The organism is Pantoea sp. YU22 (assembly GCF_003970755.1).
Lineage (GTDB): Bacteria > Pseudomonadota > Gammaproteobacteria > Enterobacterales > Enterobacteriaceae > Pantoea > Pantoea piersonii.
In genome coordinates this window covers 1-24864 of record NZ_RYDU01000029.1, presented here as the reverse complement: position 1 = coordinate 24864, position 24864 = coordinate 1, and the positions used below count along the sequence as shown (strand labels likewise).

Annotated in this window: 19 protein-coding genes; 13 read left to right on the top strand and 6 right to left on the bottom strand. The window is 53.2% G+C overall.

Annotation, left to right across the window (positions count from 1 at the left end; genetic code table 11):
- Positions 1–217: 217 nt before the first annotated feature.
- A complete protein-coding gene (locus EKL29_RS21965) occupies positions 218–1111 on the bottom strand; it encodes a LysR substrate-binding domain-containing protein (RefSeq protein ID WP_120456227.1) in 894 nt (297 codons plus the stop codon).
- A gap of 234 nt (positions 1112–1345) precedes the next feature.
- On the opposite strand from EKL29_RS21965, the gene EKL29_RS21960 reads away from it, so the two are divergent.
- From EKL29_RS21960 to EKL29_RS21945, 4 genes are read left to right on the top strand one after another with little or no spacing between them, the layout of a single operon-like run.
- Positions 1346–2215, top strand: a complete 870-nt coding sequence (locus tag EKL29_RS21960) for a transketolase (RefSeq protein ID WP_126690739.1) — start codon at positions 1346–1348, stop codon at positions 2213–2215.
- On the top strand, positions 2212–3213 hold the full coding sequence (locus tag EKL29_RS21955; protein ID WP_126690738.1) for a transketolase family protein: 1002 nt from the start codon (positions 2212–2214) through the stop codon (positions 3211–3213). The genes EKL29_RS21960 and EKL29_RS21955 overlap by 4 nt, the downstream gene beginning before the upstream one ends.
- A 10-nt stretch (positions 3214–3223) precedes the next feature.
- Complete coding sequence (locus EKL29_RS21950; protein WP_126690737.1) at positions 3224–4075, top strand: NAD(P)-dependent oxidoreductase; 852 nt, start codon at positions 3224–3226, stop codon at positions 4073–4075.
- Between the two features lie 46 nt (positions 4076–4121).
- Positions 4122–5447, top strand: a complete 1326-nt coding sequence (locus tag EKL29_RS21945; RefSeq protein WP_126690736.1) for an MFS transporter — start codon at positions 4122–4124, stop codon at positions 5445–5447.
- 65 nt (positions 5448–5512) lie between these two features.
- Here EKL29_RS21945 and EKL29_RS21940 read toward each other — a convergent pair whose 3' ends face one another.
- On the bottom strand, positions 5513–6091 hold the full coding sequence (locus EKL29_RS21940; protein ID WP_311779065.1) for an AraC family ligand binding domain-containing protein: 579 nt from the start codon (positions 6089–6091) through the stop codon (positions 5513–5515).
- Positions 6092–6271: 180 nt separating this feature from the next.
- Here EKL29_RS21940 and EKL29_RS21935 point away from each other — a divergent pair, with 180 nt between their 5' ends.
- Positions 6272–7318: a hypothetical protein gene (locus EKL29_RS21935; protein ID WP_126690735.1), complete on the top strand. Its 1047-nt coding sequence runs from the start codon at positions 6272–6274 to the stop codon at positions 7316–7318.
- Between the two features lie 484 nt (positions 7319–7802).
- Positions 7803–13808, top strand: a complete 6006-nt coding sequence (locus EKL29_RS21930) for an autotransporter outer membrane beta-barrel domain-containing protein (RefSeq protein ID WP_126690734.1) — start codon at positions 7803–7805, stop codon at positions 13806–13808.
- 319 nt (positions 13809–14127) lie between these two features.
- Here the strand turns inward: EKL29_RS21930 and EKL29_RS21925 are convergent, their stop codons facing one another.
- From EKL29_RS21925 to EKL29_RS21915, 3 genes are read right to left on the bottom strand one after another with little or no spacing between them, the layout of a single operon-like run.
- Positions 14128–15069, bottom strand: coding sequence for a sugar phosphate isomerase/epimerase (locus EKL29_RS21925; protein WP_126690733.1), 942 nt, complete (start codon positions 15067–15069; stop codon positions 14128–14130).
- 9 nt (positions 15070–15078) lie between these two features.
- Entirely contained in the window at positions 15079–16257 is a 1179-nt protein-coding gene (locus EKL29_RS21920) for a Gfo/Idh/MocA family protein (protein ID WP_126690732.1), read from the bottom strand.
- 52 nt (positions 16258–16309) lie between these two features.
- Positions 16310–17233 carry a substrate-binding domain-containing protein gene (locus EKL29_RS21915; RefSeq protein WP_126690741.1) on the bottom strand — a complete coding sequence of 308 codons (924 nt, stop codon included), beginning with the start codon at positions 17231–17233 and terminating at the stop codon, positions 16310–16312.
- Between the two features lie 408 nt (positions 17234–17641).
- Here EKL29_RS21915 and EKL29_RS21910 point away from each other — a divergent pair, with 408 nt between their 5' ends.
- Complete coding sequence (locus tag EKL29_RS21910; protein WP_126690731.1) at positions 17642–18652, top strand: LacI family DNA-binding transcriptional regulator; 1011 nt, start codon at positions 17642–17644, stop codon at positions 18650–18652.
- 183 nt (positions 18653–18835) lie between these two features.
- Here the strand turns inward: EKL29_RS21910 and EKL29_RS21905 are convergent, their stop codons facing one another.
- A complete protein-coding gene (locus tag EKL29_RS21905; protein WP_126690730.1) occupies positions 18836–19387 on the bottom strand; it encodes an RNA 2'-phosphotransferase in 552 nt (183 codons plus the stop codon).
- 633 nt (positions 19388–20020) lie between these two features.
- Between EKL29_RS21905 and EKL29_RS21900 the strand changes: the two genes are divergently transcribed.
- The 6 genes from EKL29_RS21900 (at position 20021) to EKL29_RS23430 (ending at position 24790) form a co-directional block, all read left to right on the top strand.
- Positions 20021–20554: a hypothetical protein gene (locus EKL29_RS21900; protein ID WP_126690729.1), complete on the top strand. Its 534-nt coding sequence runs from the start codon at positions 20021–20023 to the stop codon at positions 20552–20554.
- A 174-nt stretch (positions 20555–20728) separates the two neighbouring features.
- A complete protein-coding gene (locus EKL29_RS21895) occupies positions 20729–20917 on the top strand; it encodes a hypothetical protein (RefSeq protein ID WP_126690728.1) in 189 nt (62 codons plus the stop codon).
- A 140-nt stretch (positions 20918–21057) separates the two neighbouring features.
- Entirely contained in the window at positions 21058–21825 is a 768-nt protein-coding gene (locus tag EKL29_RS21890) for a MipA/OmpV family protein (protein ID WP_311779064.1), read from the top strand.
- 11 nt (positions 21826–21836) lie between these two features.
- Positions 21837–22511: a response regulator transcription factor gene (locus EKL29_RS21885; protein ID WP_311779063.1), complete on the top strand. Its 675-nt coding sequence runs from the start codon at positions 21837–21839 to the stop codon at positions 22509–22511.
- Complete coding sequence (locus tag EKL29_RS21880; protein WP_311779062.1) at positions 22504–23886, top strand: ATP-binding protein; 1383 nt, start codon at positions 22504–22506, stop codon at positions 23884–23886. The genes EKL29_RS21885 and EKL29_RS21880 overlap by 8 nt, the downstream gene beginning before the upstream one ends.
- A gap of 769 nt (positions 23887–24655) precedes the next feature.
- Complete coding sequence (locus EKL29_RS23430) at positions 24656–24790, top strand: hypothetical protein (protein WP_311779061.1); 135 nt, start codon at positions 24656–24658, stop codon at positions 24788–24790.
- Positions 24791–24864 lie beyond the last annotated feature (74 nt).

The window sequence follows — 24864 nt, the reverse complement described above, 5'->3', positions numbered from 1 at the left end:
CGCTTACCGCTCATGGGCACCTCTCTTTAAGCCATCTTAAATGACTCTGAGGTGTCTGTTAAACCCGTGGCGATTCAGCACTTGCAACTCCAGAAGGCGCTATAACCAGCCTTCACCGGAACGGCAACCTCAGCGATAACAGGTGAGAGTCCTCACAAAAATCGCTTCTTATCCACGTAATTCCCCCTTATCAGGTCAACTGAAAATGTGAGCATGATCATCGGAGTTGAGCCAGATTAAGTTCACTGAGCAGCCATGTTTTGAACACCTCCAGCGCAAAATGCATGTGCTGATAACGCGGAAAAACCAGGTAGTGACCAATGTAATGAATTTCACTTGTGCTGCTCACCAGCGGGCACACCAGCCTGCCGCTTGCTATTTCGCGTTCTGCCAGCAATTTTGACTCCAGAACAACCCCTAACCCGTCAACCGCAGCGGCAATGGCCATAAAGCTACGGTCAAAGCGAAGCCCGTAATGGCGAGGCGGCGTCATGTCATTCGCCTGGAACCACCCTTTCCACTGGTACAACTGCACATCGCACTGAATCAAGGTGAGCGCGTAGAGATCCTCCGGTTTTCGCAGCCTTTCAGCCAGCAGCGGGGAACATAACGGCGTCAGTTCTTCAACCGCGAGGGGGATTTTCTCATAAGGTGACGGGCGGGGCTCGCCGTAGACGATGTCCAGGTCAAAGTCATCCTGTTCAAAACGCGCGTATTCCGTGCTGGCTGAAAGTCGCAGATCGATATGAGGGTTCTCGCGGATGAAACTGCCGAGACGTGGTAACAGCCATTGATGAGCAAAACTCGGTGCGGTATGAAGGCGCAGCGGTCTGGATTCATCGGCCGACACTAATGAAAGCCCCTGCTGCATTTCGTTAAACCCGCGCTGTATATGCTCAAGCAGTATCGCCCCTTCTTTCGTCAGCGTGATTTCCCGCGTGCTGCGCTGAAAAAGCCGGACTTCAAGCAAACTTTCCAGTTTGCGAATGGCATGACTAATCGCACTGGGCGACAGTTCCAGCTCAGCGGCAGCCAGTGCAAAAGCGCCTGTACGGCCTGCCGCTTCAAAAGCCCGTAACAGGTTAAGAGGCGCTTTTCGCAAGAGTGTCATTCATGAATCCTTTTCACCTGTTGTTGTATTTATTGCTTTTGTCAGCCCTCACCCGAACAGCATAACCTCATCGCATACCGCGACAGGCGGGGAATCACAATGAGTCATCTCTTTAGAGCGAGCCGTTAACACTGATGAAAGATGACTTCATACGTGAATAAGTTAGCACGCTGTCCAGATGTCATCTGTCGACGCGTCCTCTCTTTTTATATTCACCTTTAAAAGGAGCAGCAAATGAGCACGATTGCAGATCCTGGCATCGTATCGGCTGAATCACTTAACAGACTTACACAGCATGCCTGGCATATACGCCGCTTCGCCCTAAGAATGGGTGAAGTGCAGGGTCAGGGCTACATTGGCCAGGCGTTGGGTCTTGCCGACATGCTGGCGGTGGCCTGGTGTCACGCCATACGCTTTGATCCTGACAATCCAGAATGGGAAGGTCGAGACCGCTTTTTGCTCTCCCATGGTCACTATGCGATTGCACTTTACGCTGCGCTGATTGAAGCCGGTGTGATCCCTGAAGAAGAGCTGGAAACCTACGGCTCGGATGACAGCCGTCTGCCGATGTCAGGAATGGCAACCTATACACCCGGTATGGAGATGTCCGGTGGCTCTCTGGGCCAGGGGCTTTCCATTGCCGTAGGCATGGCGCTGGCGCTACGCCATAAAGGCAATTCAGCCTTTGTCTACAACTCAATGTCTGACGGTGAACTCGATGAAGGTGCGACATGGGAAGCCGCAATGTCGGCCGCTCACCATCAGCTCGATAACCTGATCGCGCTGGTGGATATTAATCAGCAGCAGGCCGACGGTCCCTCACAAAAAATAATGGGTTTCGAGCCTCTCACCGACAAGTGGCTGGCCTTCGGCTGGGATGTGCAGCGCGTTGACGGCAACGACATTGCCGCGGTCAAAGCGGCATTTGACCGCGCGCGTCAGCTAAAAGAGCCCAAACCGCGCGTCATTCTACTGGATACGCTGATGGGTAAAGGCGTTCCATTTCTGGAAACGCGTGAGAAAAACCATTTTATTCGTGTTGATGCTGATGAGTGGCAAAAAGCCATAGCCATTCTCGATAAGGCAGAGGAGGAACGCGCATGAGCAGCGTCGTTGAAAAGAAACCCCGTTTAACCACCTCGGCCATGATTGCTTCTATTGCGGCAGAGGGTCAGAAAACCGTATCGGCACCTTTCGGTCATGCGCTCGTCAAAGCGGCGCAGACCCGGCCAAATATTGTTGGTCTTACCGCCGATCTCTCCAAATATACTGATCTGCACATCTTTGCCCAGGCCTTTCCTGAGCGCCATTTCCAGATGGGGATGGCGGAACAGCTGCTGATGGGTGCAGCCGGCGGCATGGCGAAAGAGGGAATGATTCCGTTCGCTACCACATATGCCGTATTCGCCACCCGCCGTGCTTACGATTTCATTCACCAGGTGATCGCGGAAGAGAACCTCAACGTGAAAATTTGCGCTGCGCTGCCGGGTCTTACCACCGGTTATGGCCCCAGCCATCAGGCAACCGAAGATATCGCCTTAATGCGCGGCATCCCTAACCTGACAATCATTGATCCCTGCGATGCCCTGGATACCGAACAGGCTGTCGCCGCTGCGGCCGATCACAACGGCCCGGTATATATGCGTCTGCTGCGCGGGAAGGTTCCACTGGTACTTGATGAGTACGATTATCAGTTTGAACTGGGTAAAGCCAAACTGCTGCAGGACGGGCGTGACGTATTGCTCATCGCCAGCGGCATCATGACGATGCGGGCGCTGGAAACCGCAAAAGCGCTGGCGCATGACAAGGTTGATGTCGCCGTGCTGCATGTGCCGACCATCAAGCCTCTCGATACGGCCACGATTATCGAGCAGTGCCGCCACAGCGGACGTCTGGTGGTGGTTATTGAAAACCACAGCGTAGTCGGCGGGCTTGGCGAAGCGGTAGCGACGGCATTAATGCGCGCGCAGATCATGCCCGCGTTCCGTCATATCGGGCTGCCGGACGCATTCCTGGCCGCAGGAGCGCTGCCTACGCTGCACGATCGCTATGGCATCTCCACCTCATCCCTGATCGGTGCGGTTAAAGGCTGGCTTGCATAAGGAGAGCGAAATGAAAGTGGTATTCGTCGGCGTAGGCGCTATCGGCCTGCCAATGGCATTACAGATCAAGGCAGCCGGGCATGAGGTGCAGGGTGTGGATGTCGCCGAAGCGTCCCGGCAGCGCGCGCGAACGCAGGGTATTGATGCCGTAGAACGATACTCCCTGACAGATAAAGCTGATGTTGTCGTGGTCATGGTTGCCACGCCTCAGCAGCTTGCGGCGCTGGTTGAGGAATCCTTGCCGAAAGTAGCCGGTCAGTGCTGGGTGATTATGTCGACCGTCGGCCCCGACGCAATCACTGCTGCTGCAGAACAGCTGCAGCGTGCAGGCGCCAGCGTGGTTGATGCGCCTGTTACCGGCGGGACCGCGCGGGCCAGCACCGGGGAGCTGGTGATTTTTGCGGCGGGTGAAGAGGATTCCCTCAACGCTGTCGCCCCGGTTCTGACCGCCATGGGCAAGATGAAAGTGGTGGGAAGCCGGCCGGGCGACGGCCAGGGAATTAAGGTGATTAACCAGCATCTCTGCGCCGTACACATTGTGGCCGCAGCCGAAGCACTGAACCTTGCTCAGTCGCTGGGATTAGATCCTGCACAGGTTTTGCCGCTTGTTGAGGGTGGCGCGGCGGGCTCCTGGATGTTGTCGGACCGTGGCCCACGCATGTTACAGAGCACAGATGTGGAGGTTTCCAGCGCCATTAATATCTTTGTCAAAGACAGCGGTCTGGTAGCAGACGCAGCTACGGCATGCCACGCAGACGTTCCACTTTTAAAAGTGGCTCATGCCCGCTATCTGGCTGCAGCACAGGCTGGCCTGGGGCAACGTGACGACAGCCGGGTAATTGAAACCTGGTACCGGCCATAAGTGTTTACCCGGTTCTACCGGCGAAACTATCGAAACGGGGTCAAAAATGAAAACTCACTCTGTACCTGCTAATCATAAAAATAACCCGGTGAAAGTGTCCATCGCCTCCATGACAGGCTCGGCGGTTGAAAGCTACGATTTCTTTATTTACGGTACGGCAGCCGCGGCATGGTTTGGGAAAATCTTCTTCCATACCGAGGAGCCTGTTGTCGGTATCATGGCGGCCTTTGCGACTCTCGCAGTGGGCTTTCTGATGCGGCCAGTGGGCGGTTATCTTGCTGGTCATTTTGGCGATCGCTATGGCCGTAAAGCTGTGCTGTTCTGGTCATTGCTGGCCATGGGACTGGCAACCGTTTTGATAGGCGCCCTGCCGACTTATGAACAGGCCGGCATACTGGCCCCCATTTTGCTGATCCTGCTTCGCATGATACAGGGCATCGGTTTTGGTGCTGAATGGGGAGGTGCAGTGCTGATGGCGTTTGAGCATGCACCGGAGAGGAAACGGGGTTTTTATGGTGCCGTGCCGCAGCTTGGTATTCCCCTTGGCCTGCTGCTGGCTAACGGCGCTTTTCTTCTTTCTGGCGCTCTGTTTGAGGGTAACTGGGTATGGCGCGTGCCGTTCCTGATTTCCTTCATTATGGTGGCTATCGGCATCTTCATTCGCATGAGCGTAGCGGAATCGCCGGAATTTGAAAAAGCGAAAGCGGAGAAGCGCATCGTTAAGCAACCGGCAATTGAAGTCATCCGTCGTGACTGGCGCACCATTATGAATATCGTGGGGCTGCGGCTGGCTGAAACCGGCGGTTATTACATTACGACGAGCTTCATGCTTTCTTATGTCGTTCTGGCAGAGATTACCGATACCCGTCACGTGTTGTGGGGAACGCTCATTGGTTCTGCGCTGGGTCTGGGCAGTCATCTCTTTTACGGCGCGCTAAGTGATAAAATAGGCCGCCGTCGGGTATTTCTGACTGGCGCGCTATTCACTATAGCATTTGGCATTCCAATGTTTATGTTGATAAATACTGGTGCTGTCGTGCTGATAATTACTGCGATCGCACTATCACTCTTGCTGAGCCATGACCCGATTTTTGCCGTGGAATCAAGCTGGTTTTCCGAACAGTTCCCGGCCCATATACGCTCGTCAGGTATTTCACTGGGCTATAATGTGGCCTCTGTCGTGGCGGGGTTACTGCCGTTTATTGCTACCGGCGTCTACAGCATGGTGGGCTGGATCGGACCGGCAATCATATTCTCGCTTCTGGGCGTGCTTTCTACCTGGTGCGCTTTACGCACCCCTGAGACGGCGCCAGCCAAAATGAAAAAGGAGAATAAAATAGTTGCCAGCGCAGCAAGCCCAACAAATGGATAGCCAGTGACTAATCTGCTTATCTTAGCGGAGCACTCCCGCCTCTGGCGTTCAGGGGCGGGAGGGAGTTAATTCGTAGCCATAAAACAAGAGAACAGGTCGTATTTCATTAATTGACAATAAGTCCCCTGCGCAATTCCTTCCAATACCGTTGATGCAAAAGGGTACAGAGCATCAAACAGACGTGCATGATTAATTATACCTTCACGCAGGATCGGTGCTTCACGGTCGCCCCGTACATTCTCTTCATCGGCAAGCATTTTCATGACTGACTGAGGCATATGTACGCTGATAAATTCTACGGGCTGGTTGTCAAAGCGCGACGCCTGAATAGTACCAGGGTTATATAAAGTAACCTGGCCGCTTTTAACATATATGTTTTTCCCTGATAACCATATCTCCTCACTACCCGTCAGATTCGCACTAATAACCTGTTCATCATGGAGATGTTTTGGAAAGCCAGAGTTCCTGGCTTGAATACGGGAGCACTCTATCCCATTCCGGCTAAACCACTCTGCAGACTGTAATGACAACTTATCTGACCTTATGCAGGATTTATGATTAATTATTAATGACTTATCAAAGCACTTGCTGACCGTTTTTTCACCTATTGGTTTAGAGCCCTTCTCTGTATAACCGGACAGCATTCGTTCGCGACGTCCAGTCTGCAAAAGTCATTTATTGTTTTAGGGCTGGGATGCGCACGGCCTGGCTACAAGCGCTGGAAGAGAAAATCATTGACGACATCTTCAGGCGCGATAAGGCACTGAAGGTTCGCACAACGAATGCTAGACTTCACATCCCGGCTGATCTTCTAAAGGCAACTTATGAGCGTCGTCCACGACACCACGGCAAAAGACCGAACGCCTCTCCGTCCCAGAGTGATCATTTACGGGGTCGGATATTACGGTATGGAGGCTGTGCGCATTCTCGTCAAAAAAGGCTGGCAAGTGGTTGCGGCGGTGAATCGCGCAGGCCCTAAGATCGGCGTGGATCTCGGGCGGCTCGCTGGACTGAATGAAGATTTGGGCGTTGTCGTACAGGACTGTGAAACTGCCGACTACGCTGCCATGAATGCAGACATCGCGCTTGTTGTGCAAACAGAGAGACTGAGCCTGAACTTTGCAGCTTATCAACGTCTGCTGGGAGCCGGTATCAATGTTATTTGCCACGGTTCAGAGTCCTATTTTCCGCAAGGTGCCGATCCCGACTTAGCCGAAAAAATCGATGCGCTGGCCAAAAGCAACGGGGTGACTTTTACCGGGACGGGCATTTGGGATTTTTCTCGCATATGGGCGGGGCTGCTGGTTGCCGGGCCCTGTACCGAACTCCGCTCGCTCACGCATCGCAGCCTGACAAACGCAGAGCTGGCGAATGAACGCATGATGCGCGCCTATGGGGTTGATATGACGCAGGCTGAGTTCCAGGAAAAAGTAACCAACGTACCCGGCCAGCTGGGAGAGTTGTATAAAAGCATACCGGCGCACGTGATGCATGCGCTTGGCTTTACCATTAAAAACGTGACCGAAGTACGCGAGCCCGTGCTCTCCGATCAACCCGTGTGGTGCCGTACCCTCAACAGGTATCTGGCGCCCGGTACCACGCTCGGTCTTCGCATCATCGCTTCTGTCGAAACGGTTGAAGGGCCTTCAGCAAGCGCGCACATCGAACTGCGTCTGCTTGCGCAAGGCGAGTCTGAAAACATGACGTGGGCGGTTGATGGCAGACCACCATCCAAAATCCGCATCGATCGCGCCGATGGCGTACACACCTCGGCAGCCTGCATGGTGAATCGTATTCCAGATGTTATCGCTGCTGCGCCCGGGATAAGGCTAATCTCGCAGTTGGGTCCACTTCGACCCTCGCTGACCTGAATGCTATAGCGACCGTTGCGAGTCGCGTCACAACTTCAAAGAAATAAAAGGTTATTACACTGCCCGGCGCTTATTACCTCTTTTTTATTTTTTAATTTACTATTTATTTTTACTGGAAATATCTTTATCTGACTCCCGGACCAGGCTTACGCTTTGCCGCTTTACGCTATTTATCATAATGACTTACGTGACTACTTTTATATATCAGGATCTTTACTCTAATATCATCTCTTTGTTAATGAACATAAAAACAGCAAAAATCAGAGCCATTAATAAAAGATTTATTTAAGGAATAATCCTAAAGCTTGCGCATTATAATGAATAGCATTACGTCCTGATGGACATTTTAACGATGAAGTGATGTTATTCACTTCACCTACTTCCAACACATTTCCTTTCAAATTATTTAATTCAGCAAAAATCGCCCGAAACGTAACGGTTAATGTTATGCGGGCTTTGTCTTTTCTCTGTTGAGGAAAACATCTTGTCTAAATTAAACCTTGTACTTCTGGGCCTTATAACGGCGCAAGGATTTATCCCTGCATTCAATCTCTCGGCCGCCGTATTAAAACCTTATACGCCGGAGCGGAACGACAATAAGGTGGGCGCTTATTGTCTCTGTAACGGCAGTACGCAAACGCTGAGCGGCCTGCCACAATTTGCGCCGGGTAAAAGCGGTGAAACCCGCGTGACGATAGGTGGATTGCAGAGCGCTGGCCGCATCGTCGATGACAATCTTACAGGAGAGGAGCGGATTGCTCTCGGCCCACAAAACCTTGATGTCATCATTCCCGACTTTGAGTCCAACACCTACACCTTATATAAAGTTTACGATTCCGCTTCGATTGCCGATCTGCCTGTCGTCAGCCTTACCACGGCAGTGCCTGATTATGTCGATGTGAATGATGGCCAATATATTAATGCGCGCGTGGCGTCGGTAAGTAACGGCACCCTGAATATCGATATTGGCAGGCATGGCGCAGCCACCCGCGCCAGCACAAATAGCTGGTCGATGGCGGCTAAAGCGAGTGAATTATTTACTGCCAGCAAACAAGGACACCTGAACTGGAATTCAGACAATCGCATTACCTTTACCGCTGCTACGCCGCCCTATGGCGGTGACCGGTTAGCCTATAACATGGGCAACGTGGTGAACTACAGCGGCGTTTTCAGCGTAACGACATCAGATGGTGCCACCAGCACGTTTAACGTCAACAACCTTAGCGATTTACGCAATTACAATGACTGGCTCATTGACCAGCTTTCAAACGCCAATCTCAGCCCGGCGAATTATAACAACGAATTTAATAAAGCCTTCTCACTGCGCGACAGAAGCGTGGTGTACACAATGAGCACAAATAATTTTGACGATGAGGTTGCCCTGCCGCTGGGCGATCAGGTCGTACTCAGCGCAGATGGACCTGATGCCAGCATTAAAATTAATGCCGGCAAAACGCTGGAAGTCATGAACAACAGTACCGCTGTTATGCGCGCCAGCAACGGCGCCAGCGCCATTATTAACGGCAAACTCGCCAGTACCGGGCCCGTACAATTTGCCAGCAAGGCGCTGGAGTTGATTAATGGCAGCAGCGGAATTAATAACGGCGTAATAAATGGCGGCTTTTTTAATAATGCTAACGGTAACGGCGTGGATCCCCATACGCTGGGCTACATCTACAATGCGGTATCGGCCTCATACGGCAGTCAGTTCACCAACAACGGCATTATCAACCTGGCCCTGAGCGCAGGGTCTGCTCTATGGGATAGTCAGGCCATCTGGCTCGGCGGCAGCAGCGCAATAAACTATGGCAATATCAATATCGGCGTGGCGGCGGTAAATAATGCTAACGCGGCTGCCGGTGTAACCTTCAGTGGAGAAGGTACTTTTATCAATGCCGATAGCGGCACGATTTATATTGGCCGCTCTCCGCAAAATAGCAAAACCAGCGAGACTACCGACGTCGCGATCAATCTGAGCGGCGGCGTCAGCGCGATCAGCGCGATCCTTGACGCAAGCGCAATCAACAATGGTCACATTGTAATAGGTACCAAAGTGCAGAACGCGGTGGGGATGCGCATTGAAGAAGGGCCGAATGCCCTGGTGCTTAACAATGGCGTTATTGATGTGAACGGCCGTGCACAGCCTCAGCCAGCCGAAAATATCGGTATGCTGGCGCTCGACTCGGGCAGCGGCGGACGCGTTGGCAACACCGGCACGATTAACCTGAACGGCGATAACAGCACGGCGATTAAAATCATCGCCCGCGAGGGTGACAGCGCCAGCGCGTTCTCTACCGGCACGATAAATGTCAATGGCGACGCCGATGTCACGACGGACACACTCAATACCGCCGTCTGGGCGATCGGGCAAGGGAGCGGCAAGGCAAAAGCGGATCTGACCGGGCCGATAAATCTGAATGGCGACTCGGCTATTGGCGTCCGCGCCGAAGGCAATGCCACGGTTAACGTGACAGCCGCCGCGGTGCCGCGACTGAACGACAGCCAACATCAGATCGGCTTTTATGCGATCGGCCCAAATGCCATAATTAATCTTCCTGCCAACGGCAGCTATGCCACTTCCGGCTGGTTTTCCACACTGTTTCGCTATCAGGATGGCGCGGTTTTTGACGGCCGTGGCATGACGCTTACGCCTGATGCCTTCTTCTCCACTGGCGTTACAGGCAGCGGCGACGGTACGCAAATCAATACCCACGGAGCAACCATCAATATTGGTCAGATTGCCACCGGCGTGCTGGTAGAAAACGGCGCTCACGGCGTTATCGATGCGGACACGACGCTTAATATGATCGGCGAGACGGCGAGAGCGGCAATCGTCGACGGCCAGAAACGTAACCTGGCGGGAGATTATATTAATCCTGATGCGAAGCCCTCTGACAACAGCCTGCTTGTCAACCACGCGGCCATCAGCGGTGTCGCGGACTGGCAAAACGGCCTGGTGGCAATGAATCATGCGCAGCTGGTGAACACAGGTGACATCACCTTTGGCGGCCAGGGAACCTATGCCATTCAGTCCAGCGCCGGCTCGAACGTCGTGAACAGCGGCGATATCAGCGTGACGCGCAGCAGCACCGGCCTTTATGCCAATGCCAATCCCTTCGTTGGCGACAATATTACGCCAACGGTGATCACTAACAGCGGCACGCTCAATGTCAGCGAGGGAGAGAGTATCCTGGCATCACCGACTATCGGCGCATACGCTATCTACCCGCTGGCACGCATCAACCAGAACGGGACGATTAATCTCTACGGTGAAAATGTTCTGGGGGCACAAGCCGCGGAGGGCGCAACCCTTAGCCTTGGCGCAGAGAGTCGGGTGGTGTTCCACAGCGCCAACCAGACCGCTTATCAGGCACTGGATGTCGGGTCCAGCCTGTTCAGCAACGGTGGCGATACGGATGTCAGCACCGATGGATCGACGCTATACCGTATTGGCGCGGGCGCATCCTTCTATCCGTCCACCGCGGGCAATGTCACGTTAAGCGGAGCAAACAGCAACGGCATTATTGCCTCTGGCGTGGGCACCTCGTTATTCGGCACGAACGCTTTTACCGTTAACGGCAAGGGCGCGACGGCCGTACGCGTTAGCGACGGTGCAGAGGCTACGCTCTCCAGCGCCATCAGGCTGAACGGGGAAAATAGCGTCGGTGCGGTCAGCGACGGCAACGAATCCACGATCTATGCCGCTTCTCAGGTTGCTGGCGCGGGCAAAAATATCACTGCCTTTGCCGTTGGTAACGGCGCAAGGCTGCTCAATCAGTATCAGGGAAATGTGGATTTGACCGGGCCTGACAGCACCGCTGTCCGACTCTATGACAACGGCAACTTTATCAACCGTGGCAGCGTCCATGTGGCATCGGGCACTGGCGTGGACGTCAGCAGTGGATATGGACAGTATGTGCCGATGGACAGCGAGCTGCGGGTCGATGATGGCATCGCGGCGCTGCGCGTAGGCCGTGGCGCGACACTGAAAATTTACGGTGACGGCCAGGGCAGTAGCAGCCTGACCGCCAGCGGCAGTGCCGACACGCTGCTGCTGGATAGCGGCGCAGCCGGGTTTGAGGCGAACGACATTATTATGGGTGCTTACGGCAGCGGTAGCGTCATTAACAACCGCGCCGAAACAGCCAGTATTTCACTGCAAAACGTTATGCTCGACGTGAGCGGCGGTAACGGCATCCGCTCAGCGACCTCGTTCGATCCTGATGGCAGCGCCCTTATCAACGTCGGCGGCGGCGGTACGGGTTATCTGTTTGCGAATGCTGACGGCTCAACAACAAATAACGATCTGGTGATTGGGAAAAACTACGCAATCCTCGTTTCCGGCGAAGGCACCGGCATCCGTGCTAATACCACCGGCAGGGTAATCTCTCAGGGTTCGATTGGCATCCGTGATACCAACGGCGGCTCAGCGATAGTGACCAGCACCGCCAGTGAAGTGATCAACCAGGGCTCGATCACCTCACTGAGCCTGGTCGCGCCTATTATCGATTTACGCGGCGGCCAGACAGTGTTTATCAACGAAGGAAATATTTCTGCGCCCTTCCCTGAAACCGTTGTGGTGGCTGGAGGAGCGACCAGTGACGTCATTGCGCTGCTGGACGGCAATGTTGTCGGTGATGTAAACACCGGCAACGGCAGGGATTCGCTTTTTGTCACCGGCGGAACGCTAGACGGCAGCCTGACAATGGGCAACGGCAGCGACAACCAGGCGACGGTGCAGAAGGTGAGCCTGGCAAACACCCGCCACATCACCACCGCGAGCGGCGCGGGCGCGACTTTGAGCCTGAGTGAAATCGAAGCGCGCGGCGGCTCCTTCGCGAGTGACGATCTGAGCAAAGGCACCAACCTTGGCGCAGGATGGAGCACCCTTAACTTTTCCAGCACCAGATGGACACTGACCGATAATATCAGGCTGGCCCACAGCACCATTAATATTGACAGCGGTTCAACGCTCTATGCTGGCGATAACGTTAACCCACTGCTGCAGGGGGCGACTGACGATTCACTTACTGTCAATAACGCCGGTACGCTGGATCTGACTAACGGCGGCAACCCAGCAGGAAATACGCTGACCATTGATGGTGCGCTGGTGTCAGCAGGCGGCACACTACGACTCAATTCTGCCGCCTCACAGAGTGACAGACTGCTGGTCAACGGCAGCGTCAGCGGCATGACCTTTATTGATGATACGCTGGTAGCGGGCGCGCAGGCTGACGCCAACCGTGACGGCGTAATCGAAGCTACGGAAGGTGTCTCACTGGCACAGGTTTCAGGTAACGCCAGCGCTGGCAGCTTCAGGTTGAAAGAGGGTTACGTGGCGTCAGGTCCCTGGCAATACAGCCTTTACAGTTTTACGCCGGGCGCGAGCGATGCCAGCCAGCGCCAGGTAAGCGGCAGCGGCAACGCCTTTTGGGATTATCGCCTCGCCAATACCTATGTCTGTGAAGAGGGCTCGCTGTGTCAGCCGCAAGCTGGCAGCAGCGCAAGAGCAGCACGACCCGCAGTAATACCGCAACTGCCCTCTTATATTTCGACGCCGCTGGGTCTGGCTTATTACACCCTCTCTGTTACCGATGATCTGCACAAACGCCTCGGCGAACTGCGCGAACAGCAAAATAACCCGGACGCGCTCGGCGGCGAGATGTTTATTCGCTACCTCGGGTCTAACCTTGATTATCAAAGTAACCGCAACCTTAGTCAGTACGGCTATGACTTCGATCTCGATTACAGCGCCGTTCAACTGGGGGGTAATCTGTTGCGCATGGATGGCGCGCGCGACAGCCTGCGTGGCGGCATCGCCTATACGCGCGGCAATACGCGTATTCGTCCCCATGCAGCAGATGGTTACAGCTCAACGACTTTCGACAGTGATAGCCTCGCGCTCTACAGCACCTGGCAGCATGAGAGCTTCTATCTGGATGGTTCGCTGGCCTGGAACTGGCATCGCGGCGAAACCGATATTGCCCGTAAAAAAGAGGTGGGATCGCCGAAGGGTAATGGCTGGACAGCCTCGCTGGAATCTGGCTATTCGCTGGCGTTTGCTTATGGATTACGCCTTGAACCTCAGGCTCAGCTCACCTATCTGCATCTGAAAATGGATAACCTCACTGACAGCGATCGAACCCGTATCTCCTGGGAGGATTATGATCAGACCATTGGACGCCTTGGCGCTCGTCTGGACCGCACCTGGCAGGATGACAGCCAGCGTCAGTACACGCCCTATATTCGCACTAACTATTATCGCGGCTGGGGCGGCGCGGCGAAGGTGAAGGCTGGCTCTGCTGACAGCGATATCACGCAAAGCTTTAATAGCGGTAAATTCGGTCAAATGTGGGACGTTGGCGTTGGCGGCACCACCAGCTTTAAAAATACTGTTTCGCTCTATGCAGAAGCTGACTATCGCAAAGAGATTGACGGCAACGGTGCAAAAGGCTGGCGTTATAACGCTGGGGTGCGCTGGTCATTTTAACCGCACGCGCTTATATACAGAGGCACGATTCAGTGCCTCTGAGTAATCGTTTAAAAAGCTGATTGCGCGAACAAGGTGGCACGCTGCGAGCGAGACAATATAACCTCCGGCACCGCCTGTGCCAGGCAGCATCGAGCTTTTTAGCGACGGTGACAAACACAGGGTCAGCGGCATCTCCTCCACTTTGCATATGGAACATAACTACTCCTGCCTTTACCCATCGGACTTGTTCGATTTGTTACAGGCCGCGGTGACGCGTTCGGACGTGCGTTATGCAGGATCTGGCCGCCGCAGCGCGCGGCAGCCAGGAGACAAGAAACTACCGGCTGATGGTCTGCTGCAGGGCAGCAATGGATGAAGTTACACCGGCGTCAACGGACATGGTTAAATCTTCCATCTCCAGAGAAACCCAGTCGTTGTAACCCGCCATGCGTACCACGGAGAAAAACGCTTTCCACCATTGCAGATCCTGACCACAGCCCACCGCCACGTAGTTCCAGGCGCGGTTAGCCACATCGTCCACCGGCCGGGTTTCCAGCAGGCCGTTAACGTTGACCAGCCCGCGTTCCAGACGAACATCTTTACCGTGACAGTGATGGATAGCTGGCCCGAGCGCGCGCGCAGCGGCAATCGGATCGGCTCCCATCCAGATGAGGTGACTCGGATCGAGGTTAAGGCCGACCATGGGCCCCACGGCATCGCGCAGCCGGAACAGCGTTTCTGGATTCCACACCAGCATTGCACTGAAGTTCTCCAGCGCAAACTTTTCTACGCCGTTCGTTCTGGCTTGTTCAACCAGACCCTGCCAGTAAGGAATAGCCACCTCGTTCCACTGATAGTCCAGGCAGTTTTTCAGCGTCGGCGGCCAGCTGACGGTGTAGGTTATCCAGTTTGGTATAGTGTCGTGCGGGCTTGCCGGCGGCAGGCCGCTCATCATGACGATTTTTTTTACGCCCAGTTCACCCGCCAGCCGCAGCGCATTTTCAGTGTCCTGCTTATGGCGCTGCCCGAGCTCGCCCGGATCGAGCGGGTTGCCGGAAACGTTCAGCGCCGCGATCGTCATGCCGCGACTTTCAATCGCCTGAAGAAACTGCTGGCGCTTTGAAGCGCTCTCCAGCAGTGCGGCGGTCGGCACGTGCGGTGCCGGGGACCAGCCGCCGGTGGTCATTTCTACGCCCTTCACATCCAGCTCAAGCAGCCTGTCCAGCATCTGCTCAAAGGCAAGGTGGCCAAGGCTGTCCGTACAGAAAGAGAGTTGCATGCTCACTCCTTATTCATAGTTAACCCAGCAGGCGCCGTTGTCTGCAGAGCGCACACAGTTTTCAATCCAACGCACGCCTTCGGCGCCCGCGTTAATGTCCGGATAGATCAGAGTTTCCAGCGTCTTGCTGTCGCCGTTCTGCATTGCATTAATGGCAATAGCAAATTTCAGGTAAATGTTGGCCCAGGATTCTGCCAGCCCTTCAGTGTGCAGCGCGCCGAGACGTTCATCGGCCAGGGCGCTTTCATCAAGGTATGGCATACCGTGATACAGCGTCTGGTTTGGCTGCCCCTGCACCTCAAACTTCAGTTCGCCCGGGTTAGCGTCGCTCCACTCCAGGCTCGCGCGGGAGCCAATAACGCGGATACGCTGGCTGTCCATTGAGCCGGCATTAATGGCCGAGGCCCACATGCGTCCAACGGCCCCGTTTTCGTAGTGCATCAGCACCATTGCGTTATCTTCCAGCGGGGCGCGGGACGGGATGAAACTCTGACGATCGCACAGCAGACTTTTAATGTTGAGGTCTGGCAGCACCAGCTGAGAGATGTACCAGGTGTGCGTGGAGATATCCCCCAGGACAAATGAAGGACCAGCAATTTTCGGATCAACTCGCCACTTCTGCGCATCGCTGAACTTGTCGACACTATCGCTGGCGTTGAAGCCGTGGGTGTACTGCAGCTCAACCATGCGCACGTCACCAATTTCGCCTTTAGCGATCATGGCGCGCATCTGCATCAACAGAGGATGGCCGGAAAAGCCGTAGGTTACGCCGACGATCAGCCCTTTCTCTGCTGCCAGCGCCTTAATTTCCTGCGCTTCTGCAGAGGTGAAGAAGAGCGGCTTTTCACAGATAACGTGAATGCCGGCGTTCAGCGCCGCTTTGGTAATATCAAAGTGCGTGCCGTTAGGTGTTGCGATAGTGACGACCTCAATGCCGTCTTCGCGTTTTGCCTCTTCTGCCAGCAACTGCTGATAGTTGTCATAGCAGCGTTCAGCGGGGATGCCGAGATTGACGCCAAAGTCGCGGCCACGCGCGGCGTCAATATCAAAAGCGCTGGCGATCAGCTGGTAAGCTGTGTTATCACGCAATGCGCCCGAGCGGTGCTTGTAGCCGACCTGACTCAGGCGACCGCCACCGATCATTGCCCAGCGCAGCGGGCGAGGAATACGCTTTTCACCGTTTAACATACCTGCTCCTTTTTTTGTTTTTGCAACCGGGTGCAAATGTAGGGTTTAAAAATCATTTCTGATTAAGGCGGGTAAACTGTTCGTAGTTGGCTTTGGTTACGGTCTGATACGGGACCCAGTGGTAGTTATCGGTTTTCTGCTTTTCAACCATCTCATGCGCCACTTTTACTGCCCCCGAGGCCTGCGCTTTTGCATCCTGAAAGACGGTGACCACCATCTCCCCGTTTTTGATGAACTGCAGGCCATCCGGCGTACCGTCAATACCCGCCACCAGCACATCTTTTTTCTTCGCCTGGTTGAGGGCCATGATGGCGCCAATCGCCATTTCGTCATTATTAGCCACTACTGCGTTAATCGGCGTACCGTTCAGGAGCCAGGACGACACGACATCGACAGCCTCATTGCGCTGCCATTTAGCCGTCTGCTTCTCCACGACTTTCATTTCTTTGTGCTGCGCCACAAACTCCTCTACTGCGCGGGTGCGCTCACGCGCTTCCTCATTGGACAGCGCGCCCATCAGGATGGCGATATTGCCGCGGTAGTTCATGATTTTTGCCAGCGCTTCAATCTGCATTTTGCCACTCTGCGCTGAATCAGAGCCGACATAGGCCATCGCGCCGGTCAGAGGCACTTCTGGTTTACGGTTTACAAAAATCAGTGGAATGTTTGCGCGCTTCGCCGCGTTTATCATCGGCTGTACCCCCTGCGTATCCACAGGATTCAGAATGATGGCGTCAACGCCCTGATTGATAAAATCATCAACCTGCTGCGCCTGGAGCGCGACATCCCCCTTCGCATCGGAGAACTGCCCTTTCATACCCTGCGTATCCAGCTCATGGATCATCTGCGTGCGCAGTATTGAGACAAAGTTAAGGTCAAAGTTAGCCAGTGCTACGCCGACCTGTGCCGTTTTAGCCTGCACTGTGGCAGCCAGCGTTACGGTCATCAACATCAGTAAACAGAGTGTCTTTTTCATCATCGTGTCCTGTGGAGGAGGTGTTTTATTCATTCCTTGACGCGAAGAGCGACAGCTTTCTGCTCTGGTTTACTTCTGCCTATGCCATATAACCAGCAACATCGCGGCTGCGTTCTCGCTTTGCACCCGGGTGCAAAGCCAGGTGCAGGATCAACAGCTCGTCATCACGGGTGTGGCATATGCGGTGAAGATGTAATGAATATGTTAGAAGGGTAAAATTTAATCAAACAGGTTTTGGTTAATAACCGATGTACGATCACAAAATATTTGCAACCGGGTGCATTTCCATAAATTTTGCTGTAACAATCAAGCGCTAACCAGATTTATTTAAAACTGGTAAGCCAAATAACATTATTAATCATGTACTTTTGAATTCACCATAATGATGGCTCAATAGCCGGAACCAGCATGACAAACAAATCAGCGAAGCGGCAAAAAGTAACGGCCAGGGACGTGGCGACCCGGGCTGGGGTGTCTAAATGGACGGTTTCCCGGGCATTCACTCCTGGAGCCTCTATCTCTGAAAAAGCGCGGGAGAGCGTTTTGGCTATTGCGCAGGAGCTGGGCTATCGCCCTAACCTGCTTGCCCGTGGACTGTCGCAAAAGCGGACACATATCATTGGCATCGCCATTGATGAACTTAAAAATCCTCACTCCATGCTGATGCTGGACGAGGTTACCCGTCAGCTCCAGAACCGTGGATATATGGCTCTGCTGCTTAACATTACCGGTAATAATTACTATTCAGTGATGTCATTAGCCGATCAGCTTCAGGTGGACGGGATCCTCTTTCTGGCCACGGCTCTGACGCCGGAATTCGTCGCGATTGCGGTAGAAATGCATGATATTCCGCTAGTGCAGGTCAGCCGTAATACCGAGGGACAGGAGATTGATGTCGTAAATGTTGACGATTATCAGGCCGGACGGGTTATTGCTCGCCTGTTAACAGATGAGGGCCATCAACGGTTCGGTTACATGGCAGGGCCGAGAGGTGAAGAAGGACACCTGCAACGGAAACAGGGCTTTCGCGATGAGCTACATGCCCAGGGTTTCAGTCTGAAGCTGGAGCTCAGTACGGAACACTATGACCGCTATCTGAGTTACAGACTGATCAAACAATATCTACTTGAGACGCCTGCTTCCGATCGCATTGATGCTCTGTTTTGTGAGAACGATGTACTGGCCCTTGGCGCGATGGAAGCCCTGCGGGATGCAGCAGACAGGCCTGCCTTTGCCGTAGTGGGATTCGATGATATTGATGAAGCTGCCGCTCCCGGATGGCAACTGACAACTTACAGCCAGCGTCTCGATCTTCTGATGGAGGAAGCGCTTAACCGGCTTATTTCAGGTAAATCAGACCCGGACGGTGACTGGAAAAAGGGTGAGCTGCGCATCCGACAATCACACCGGAAGCCGTAAAGGGGGTGAGAACTGAAGCTACCTGGATTTACGCCCTGAAATACATAGCCGCAGGGCTGCGCAGCACCTGTCATGCCACAGGATAGAGAGTGCGCCCGTCCGCTTTGCGCCAGCAGCGGACATAATCATTATTGCTGAATAATAATTGCTAAGGGAGATGCTATCTAATGAACTACCGGGTGATTAACTTTTTATTGAAATAAAATTAACGGGAACTGCTTCGGTTAACCAAACACCGTTTTCAGCCTGGAAAAATTTAAATCCATGCTGGTACATTCGCAGGGATTCAATCTCCAGCACTACTGGTTTACCGTAGCGCTGACCGACAGCAATAGCTGTTCGGGTCTCCTGCGATAAATGCACATGGTGGCGTGAACCTGCAATCAATCCTTGCTGAAAAATAGATTCAATAAAGCGTGTTGCAGTGCCATGGTAGAGAAATTCTGGCGGTTCCTTTTCTCTGTGCTGGAGATTTACGTCTGGTACTGAGTGTCCCTGGGCGGCACGTATACGCTGGCCATCGTTGGAGAGGGTAAACCGTTTCTTATCACTGCTATTCGCTACTGTCTGAATCAGTGCCAGGTCAAGTATGCGGCCTTCTTTCGCTGCGCCGGTAATCAAAGAGTTAATGTCTGCCCAGCCTTCTGCGTCGAGTCGCAATCCGATAGTGTGAGGCTCATGGCGCAAGATATAACTCAGGAACTTGCTTGTTTCATTCAGTTGCTTGTTATTCATGATTATCCTGCATAATTTTTAAGATTTAATTGCAGCCTTTTTACTGGCCGAGAGCGGCTGCGCAAGTCTAAGTGCACGGAGCACGACTAACATGCGTTTTCACCCGGGTTGCACCCTGTTTGCCCCCTTTCTGCGGTCACTTTACCTCACTTTTGCACCCATCGTGATGACTTACGGTCTACCTGCTCAATACGCAATAACGCACCTCATGCGAGATCGATTGTGCTGTTTCCCTCGTATCAATGACTCTTTTCAACTTGTATGGCGATTGCTTTAGCCGACAGCTTTTATTGTCTGGAGTAATGTCTGCTTTTCGCTCATAGCGGGCTGAAAGCTCACTGCAGGGATTGCCCTGACCGTTGCGCCCGGAATGCGCCCGTGCGGTCCGCCGAAGCTTCCTGACTCTGCCGGTTAGCGCACCAGGCCTGACGACTCGGCAAGGCCGGGGAGCCGGAGGGAGCCATCAGGATGTTGATGATTATGTCTGCTATGTGCCTGGAGCGGACATTATTCATATATCAGTCAGGTTGACTGGAGACTGATTTTCCCCTGTTGGCTGGCTTAATATTCATCTAAGGTTTTGTCCGTATGGGTCGATAAAAACAGGAGCGACAGAAACGTAAGGAGATGCGTATGTATGGAAAACTGGTCATTACGGGAATAATGGTAACGTTGTTAAGTGGATGTACGGCGGGATTTAGACCTTCGCTGGAAGACTATAAAGGTTCAGACGCAGCCCGGATCCGTGCTGCATCTGATGGCAATACAGCTCTGCAATTTTACGAAAAACAGCCGAGTGGCTGTTATAAAAAAGTTTTAGAGCGCCGGATTACGGCAGGTCTGGCTATTCTCGGTATTCCAGTGACAGGAAATAAAAAAATTGGAATGCCAGAGTCATCTAATAATAAAGGAAACTTCATAAATGAATTTACTATCAAGCCGGGACAACGGGTGACGGTAATTCATTACTGGACCCAGTCTGGCTACTACCAAAATACAGAGCGATCTGTCTCCGAGAGATTTATTCCTCAGCCTAATCATGATTACGATATCGTCGTTACTGGATCAGAATTTGCCGGGGATAGCGTATCGGTAAGAGATCTGGATTCAAGCGCTAAGATAGTAGGATGGGAAGGCAATTACTGCCCCTCCGGTATATTCGATTAAGTGCATAATGCAGATCACCGTCTGTACGGTTAAGCCCACCCTGGAGTGGGCTTTTTTATGCCCACCGGATTAAAAATCTTCTGTAAAAGGGTTAACCGACAGGGTTCCGAGAGAAACAGCGGAAGCATTACTCCCTATACTGGCTGAAGCGCTGAAGGTAGCCATCAGTCTGAAATGAACAACTTTTTGCTGAGCTGTAAAACCCGCTCTGAAGGCCCTGAAGCTGCTTCAGGAGAACGCTGTCATTTTCCTGTCACGTCTGATGCCCCAGTTGATAATGACACAGGACTTTTCCCCCGGCGGCATTTACCACTGACCGATCCGCAAGCCGCCGCCTGGCAGCTTATTACGCCGTTCGGTTAAACGCCTGTTTTTGTAATTCGTTTTACCTGATTTACCGCTACACATTCGTACAATTTTAAAAAGAGTAAAGGCGCCAGTAAGTACCTGGTAAGACTCTGGTCAGGATAATCACGCTATCTTTGCTATCCGGGAGTTTTATCATGCAACACCCTTTGCTGGCCAGCCGAGCCGCCATAACGGCTATTGTCTGTGCCTTTTCGCTGGTTTCGACCTCCACCCTTTCTGCTGAATGGGGGATTGGCGCAGGCGTTGTCAGTTCTCAAAAACCTTATAAAAAAATGTCGCGCGATACAACGCCATTACCGCTGCTCTATTTTGATAATCAATACCTGCATTTTTTTGGCACCGAGGCCGAAATAAAACTACCCGGCGTGACATTCTGTGAAACTCAACACCTCAGTTTCGGTCTCACAGGTAGATATGATGGTTCAGGCTACGACGACAATGATGCCGATATTCTTGACGGGATGGAAAAGCGTAAAAGCGGCTTTTGGGGTGGCGTGAAAGCACAGTGGAAAAACCCCTGGATGACGCTTAGCGCAGACTGGACACACGACCTTTCTGGCAATAGCCATGGACAACGCGTAAAACTGGGCGCGGAGCGAAGCTGGCAATGGGGTGACTTTTCCCTTACGCCGCGCGCCGCCACGATATGGCAGGATAAAAAATATGTCGACTATTACTTTGGCGTGCACGAAGAAGAAGCGCGCGACGGACGGCCCGCTTACCGGGGGAAATCATCGTTCGGGGCTGAGTTAGGTTTGCTGAGTATCTACCGCTTTAATACGCACAATTCCGTAATGCTTGATCTGGAAACCACGCGGCTCTCCTCCGCGGTAAAGGAAAGCCCGCTTGTTGACCGTTCAAGTGAAAATCGAATTTTCCTGGGATATATGTTCCGCTTCTAATGAGTAGAATATTGTTAATTGAAGACCACAAACAGCTGGCCGGTTTGATTGCAAAAGGTCTGTTCAGCGCCGGGATTGCTACCGATACGGTCGGCAGCCGGGAAGCCGCCCTGAGTGCGTTGAAACTGGTCGCGTATCAGGCCCTCATACTCGATCGTGGCCTGCCTGACGGCGATGGCCTCCTTCTGCTACAGCAGTTGCGTCAGCGCAACCTCATGTTACCGTGTCTCATTCTCACCGCACGCGATGCCCTGCACGATCGGGTTGAAGGGCTGGAGGCAGGAGCAGATGACTACCTGCCAAAACCGTTTGCTATGGAGGAAATGGTCGCCCGCGTGCGGGCACTGCTGCGTCGTCCCGCCGTTAGCCAGTCACTCGAACCGGCATTTGGTGATTTGACTTTACTGCCGGATGCGGGCGTGTTGCGTTGCGGCGAAGAGAGCATTACTCTCGCCCCGGCTGAAATGCAGATTATGCTGGCGCTCTTTCGGAAGCAGGGTGGCGTGGTACGCCGTAGCGCGATGGAGGCAGCCGGCTGGGGCCTGAGCGATACAGTAACGCCGAACGCGCTGGATGTGGCCTTGCACCGAATGCGCCGCAAATTATCAGCCATCGGTTCCGGGCTGCATATCGCCAACGTATGGGGACAAGGCTATGCGCTGCAGAAAACCAACATGGATGAATAGCCTTTCGTTCAGAATTCTGTTGGCCTATATGGCGGGCGCACTGCTCAGTATCGGCCTGCTGGTAACGTTTAGCGCGATTGTGAAAGATCGGTTACCCGGAATGAATCTTGCGGAACGCACGCTGGCGCTGGCGGGGCAGCTAGAGTTCGACGCGCGGGGCAATGTAACGGGTTTTAGCGACAGTGATGCGCATCCGCTGTGGATTTATGACAGTCTGCGGCAGGAGACTGCGTGGCGCGTGCTGGACGACAGTGGTCGCGTGGTGCTCCTCTCGCCTGGCGCAGCAGACTGGCCAGAGAAAGCTATGAGGCGCGAACTGCCGGGACAACGTTTTTCCTTTACCTACAGGGGGGTACTATACAAGGGGACGCAGCAGGAACTCGTTCATAACGGGCGAACGTGGACGGTTGAACTGGTGGTCAGCTCCCGGATTGTTGACTTCCTGCACCAGGGATTCGCACTGCCTTTTATTCGCCTTGGCATCCTTATCTTTAGCCTGGTGCTACTGGTTATTTTTACCGTTTGTGCATACGTCAGCCTCTCATATTCGCTTCAACCACTGCGCAACGTGTCGCAGGCCGCTAAGAAAATATCCCCCCAGTCGCTCAGTGACCGGCTTGAAACCCGGCAGGTTCCCACTGAACTGGTTCCGCTGATCGGCAGTTTTAACCAGGCTCTCGACAGGCTTGAGAAAGGTTTTCGCAGTCAGCAGGAATTTCTCGCCACAGCTGCCCATGAACTGAAAACGCCGCTGACCATTCTGCGCGCCGAGGTCGAGCTAATGAACGGACATTCAGAAGTACGTGAATCGCTTTTGTTGCAGGTATCGCATCTTTCACGTCAGGTGCAGCAGCTACTACTGCTGGCAGAAGCGAGCGAGCCGATGAGCTATCGGTTCTGTGATGTCGAAGTCTGTGATGTTGCGCATGATGTAATAAATTACCTTCGAAAAATTGCTGATGATGCATGTGTTGGACTTAATCTCATCTGTGATCAGCCGGTGGGCAAATGGTTCGCCGATCACGGAGCCTTCTTCACCTTACTTAAAAACCTGGTCGAGAATGCCGTTCAGCATGCCCCGCGAGGGACCGTTGTTGATATCCATATGCGAACGGATAGTGTAAGCGTGCGCGACCAGGGAACAGGTGTGCTGCCGGAACACCTGCCCTATATATTTGAGCGTTTCTGGCGAGGGGAACTGCGTCAGGATTCCGGTGCAGGACTGGGACTGGCTATTTGTCAGGAAATTTGCAACGCACACGGTTGGTCGCTGACAGCGCACAATGAGCTGACGGGACTGAAAATGAGTATATATCGGGCGGGTAATCCACATACTCATCAGCCGGGCGTAAACCCCGTTTACACCGCTGGCTGACGCTGACGAAACTTCGCAAGCAGGGGCGCGAAAATAGACAGTCCTGCAGGAAGTGAGGCAGCAATATGACCGTGCCAGCAGGTTCAGCACGGGCCTGTTTTGCCACCAGTTCGATCGCTTTAGCATCCCGTAACAGCCGAAGCACCCGCTCATGTAAATCACAGTCTTCAGACGTAAGCGAGCAGTAAGTGTCAAAAGCGAGATGATAGCTCAAATGCAGCACCAGGGTGACCGCAGTTATGAGCCATGCTTAACCACATGACACAGAATCGTACGCAATAGTTTATTTAAAATAAAATACGCTAAGCGAACCCTGACAGGAATAATGGTTCTGGATGCATTTCAGCAAATCTTAATCTACCTTCCACACTCCTCAGATTGACCAATATATAAAGGCATGGTGGGTTTTGCGCAATATGCGTGAATGACAGCGGCTAAGCCGTGTTACTGGCGCCGTGATATGTGCGTCTTTATGCCATAGAGGGTTGGCTGTGCTCTGCTTGCCACCCTATTGGAGTTGCTGTCAGGCAAACGTCCGCTTTGTGCCAGAAGCGGACATTTCCAACATCTGTATGTACTATCTCGTGAAGAACAAATCTCACTGTATAGTCATGCAGACATACCGGAATCATCAGGGGCGTTTTTCAGGGTTCAGACAGGGGAAAGGAACCGGAAACGGCCATCCTGCCGCAGGATCGCGCTGAGGGGCCGTACGGCGGCACAGGTAACACATGTTACGAAAAAAAGACTATCTACCTGGATTATTAATATGAAAAAAATATTTCTATTGCTTTGCCTCTTTCCGACACTAGCTCTTGCAGAAAGCTATGATGCTGCTGTTATGGATATCTGCGGTAAACCGCCGAAGGGGGATGAGGTAATGAAAGAGTTGAATATAAAGTGAATCGCCACGGGTTTAACAGACACCTCAGAGTCATTTAAGATGGCTTAAAGAGAGGTGCCCATGAGCGGTAAGCG